This is a genomic window from Stenotrophomonas sp. STEN240 (assembly GCF_056756175.1).
This window is the reverse complement of sequence record NZ_JBRRBO010000088.1, coordinates 1-3,643: the sequence shown is the minus strand read 5'-3', so window position 1 is coordinate 3,643 and position 3,643 is coordinate 1. Positions and strand designations below refer to the sequence as shown.

Genomic DNA, 3,643 nt, shown 5'->3' with positions numbered 1-3,643 from the left:
GCCGAGCCCTGCTCGGCAGTGGCCTTCCCGGTAAGGCCTCAGCCGAGCATGGCTCGGCACAACAGTTGCCAGGCAACGAACGTGGGAGCGGCGACAGCCGCGAAGCCACAGATCCATCCGATTGCCGGCATGCAGGTGCTTTCAACACTGCCGGCTTCGCGGCTGACGCCGCTCCTGCAAATCTGCGCGTTGCCCGACAAAAAAGCCCGGGCAGTTTCCCGCCCGGGCTTTCATTCAAACAACGCAGCTCGAGCTTACTTCGAGGCGGCGTCCATTTCCTTCAGCAGCTGCGGCGCCGGCGCCACTTCCTGCATGATCCAACGCATGTAACGCTCGTCGACCGAAATCATGCGGGTCATCACCGGGTCGAACACCCAGTTGCTGGCGACCGATTCCCAGATGCCGTCAAACGCCAGACCGACCAGACGACCGTGCGCGTCCAGCACCGGCGAGCCGGAGTTGCCGCCAGTGATGTCCAGATCGGACAGGAAGTTCACCGGCACGCTGCCGATACGCTTGTCTTCAAAGCCGCCATAACGCTTGGCCTTGACCGCATCGATCAGCGCCTGCGGCGAGTCGAACGGGTCCTTGCCGGTTTCCTTGGCGACGATGCCTTCCAGGTCGGTGAAGGCCGGCTGCACCTTGCCGTCCAGGCCGGTGTAACCCTTCACGTTGCCGAAGGTGATGCGCAGCGACAGGTTGGCGTCCGGGTAAACGAACTCACCCTTGGTCTTCTTGTAATCAGCAATTGCCTGCAGGAACAGCGGGCGCGCGACCAGCTCTTCACCGGTACGGACCTTGCGCTGGTGCTCCAGCTCCAGCAGTGCCGGCATCACCGCCACCGCGTACTGGATGGCCGGGTCGGTGCTGGCTTCAAACGCAGCTTTGTCGGCACCGAACCACTTCAAACGCTCGTCCAGGTTGCCCAGCTTGGAGCCGTCCAGACGCGCGACGGTTGCATCAACCGCCTTGGCATCGACGCCGCCGATCCACTTGTCGAACGCCGACAGGTGCTGGCCAGCCGGCAGCTGCACGTACTGCTGCAACCAGTACTGCTGGAACTGACGGTCCATGGCCGGCACGTAGCGGCGGTCCATCTGCTTCAGGCCGCCTTCGATGGTCGGCAGGTCGCGCTCCTGGTAACCCTCTTCGCGCTGCGCGTCCGGCTTGGCCTTTTCAATGGCCAGGCGGTACAGACGCACGGCGGTGCCGAGGGTGCCGGTGCGGTTGAGCATCGCCAGGTTCAGGTCACGCGCCTGGTTCATGCGCGACTGCTGGCCCAGCGTCTGCAGCTGTGCGAAGGCATCCAGCGCCGGCTTGCCGGCATCGCCCTGGCCACGCAGCCATTCCAGCACCGCGGTTTCTGCAGCCTGCTTCTGGCCCAGCACGTTGTTGCGCTTGAAGCCGTCCAGCTGGCCGTCGTAGTTCTTGCTGGTGTTGTTCCAGCCGGCCATGTTGGCGGCGTACTTCACCGCGATGTCCGGGTTGGTCTTACTGGCCGCTTCGACCATCGCGATCTGGTCCTTGTAGGCCTTGGCGATCGACGGGTAGGTCCAGGTAGCGGTGTTCTCGAATTCGCTGACCAGCGCATAGCGATCGGTGCGGCCCGGGTAACCGGCAACCATCACGAAATCACCCTCGCCCAGCGGCTGGTTGGCCAGCTTCAGCCAATGCTTGGGCTGGTACGGCACGTTGTCGGCGGCGAATGCGGCCGGCTTGCCGTCCTTGCCAACGTAGGCGCGGTAGAACGAGAAATCGCCGGTGTGGCGCGGCCACATCCAGTTGTCGACGTCGCCGCCGAACTTGCCGACGCTGCCCGGGGGTGCATAGGCCAGGCGCACGTCCTTGATTTCCATGTTCTTGAACAGGCGGTAGGTGTTGCCGCCGGAGAAGCTGTACAGGGTGCAGCTGTAGGCATCGTCGGTTTCACAGGCAGCAATGGCCTGCTTCTCGAAGGTTTCCAGCGCTTGGGTGCGCTTGAGCGGGTCATTGCCGGCGCCAGCGATGGCGGCCTTTACCTGGGTGGTGACGTCGGTGATGTCGTCCAGCACGTAGATGCGGGCGTTCGGGCCGGCGCTCAGTTCGTCCTTCAGGGTCGGCGCGTTGAAGCCGTCCTTGATCAGATTCTTCTCGGCGGTGGAATTGAGCTGGATCGAGCCGTAGGCACAGTGGTGGTTGGTGACCACCAGGCCCTGCGGCGAGACGAAGCTGGCGGTACAGCCGCCCAGCGCAACCACTGCGCCCATCGGGTCACCGGTGAGGTTGGCCAGCTGCTGCGGGTCCAGCTTCAGGCCTGCCTGCTTCAGCGGGCCGGCAATTTCCGGCAACTGCTGCGGCACCCACATGCCTTCGGCAGCCTGCGCGGTCTGCGCCAGGCCAAGGCCGGCAACGATGGAAAACGCAAGAAAATTCACGCGCATCAGACACATCCGAAAGTTTGGAACGGCCGATTGTAGCGGCTGTAACTGTCTGCCGCCCCTGTCATCGGTCAGTACCGGGCGGTTACGGTTGAAAGCTTATAATCACGTCCTTTCCCCACACTGCGGTCCCCTGCAATGGCACAGACGATGAAGGCGCTGGTGAAGCGCGAAGCGACCAAGGGCATCTGGATGGAAGAGGTGCCGGTGCCTACGCCGGGCCCGAACCAGGTGCTGATCAAGCTGGAAAAGACCGCCATCTGTGGCACCGACCTGCACATCTACCTGTGGGACGAATGGAGCCAGCGCACCATCAAGCCGGGCCTGACCATCGGCCACGAGTTTGTCGGCCGCATCGCCGAAATCGGCCCGGGCGTGACCGGCTATGAAATCGGCCAGCGCGTCTCGGCCGAAGGCCACATCGTCTGCGGCCATTGCCGCAACTGCCGTGGCGGCCGCCAGCACCTGTGCCCGAACACCGTCGGCATCGGCGTCAACGTCAACGGCGCCTTCGCCGAATACATGGTGATGCCGGCCACCAACCTGTGGCCGATCCCGGACCAGATCCCGTCCGAGCTGGCCGCGTTCTTCGACCCCTATGGCAACGCCGCGCATTGCGCGCTGGAGTTCGACGTGATCGGCGAGGACGTGCTGATCACCGGCGCAGGCCCGATCGGCATCATTGCTGCCGGCATCTGCAAGCACATCGGTGCACGCAACGTGGTGGTCACCGACGTCAATGATTTCCGCCTGAAGCTGGCTGCCGACATGGGCGCCACCCGCGTGGTCAACGTCGCCAACCAGTCGCTGAAGGACGTGATGGCCGAGCTGCACATGGAAGGCTTCGACGTGGGCCTGGAAATGAGCGGCAACCCGCGCGCCTTCAACGACATGCTCGATTGCATGTACCACGGCGGCAAGATCGCCATGCTCGGCATCATGCCGCGCGGTGCCGGTTGCGACTGGGACAAGATCATCTTCAAGGGCCTGACCGTGCAGGGCATCTACGGCCGCAAGATGTACGAGACCTGGTACAAGATGACCCAGCTGGTGCTGGGCGGTTTCCCGCTGGGCAAGGTGATGACCCACCAGCTGCCGGTGGACCGTTTCCAGGAAGGTTTCGACCTGATGGAACAGGGCAAGGCCGGCAAGGTCGTACTGAGCTGGAATTGATCCGTAGTGCCGACCCATGGTCGGCAATAGGGCATTACCGGTAAAGCCACTGC

At 63.5% G+C, this 3,643-nt stretch carries 2 protein-coding genes; one reads left to right on the top strand and one right to left on the bottom strand.

Going from position 1 to position 3,643, the window contains the following annotated elements; translation table 11 throughout:
• Positions 1–254 precede the first annotated feature (254 nt).
• Positions 255–2,420, bottom strand: a complete 2,166-nt coding sequence (locus ACVOKO_RS19370; RefSeq protein ID WP_346501009.1) for a S46 family peptidase — start codon at positions 2,418–2,420, stop codon at positions 255–257.
• 135 nt (positions 2,421–2,555) lie between these two features.
• Here ACVOKO_RS19370 and tdh point away from each other — a divergent pair, with 135 nt between their 5' ends.
• A complete protein-coding gene (gene tdh, locus ACVOKO_RS19365) occupies positions 2,556–3,590 on the top strand; it encodes an L-threonine 3-dehydrogenase (RefSeq protein ID WP_346501007.1) in 1,035 nt (344 codons plus the stop codon).
• The last annotated feature ends 53 nt before the right edge of the window (positions 3,591–3,643 follow it).

Excerpts from the sequence above, each read along its gene's own strand:
- tdh (WP_346501007.1), top strand. The coding sequence starts at position 2,556 with ATGGCACAGACGATGAAGGCGCTGGTGAAGCGCGAAGCGACCAAGGGC.
- ACVOKO_RS19370 (WP_346501009.1), bottom strand. The coding sequence starts at position 2,420 with ATGCGCGTGAATTTTCTTGCGTTTTCCATCGTTGCCGGCCTTGGCCTG.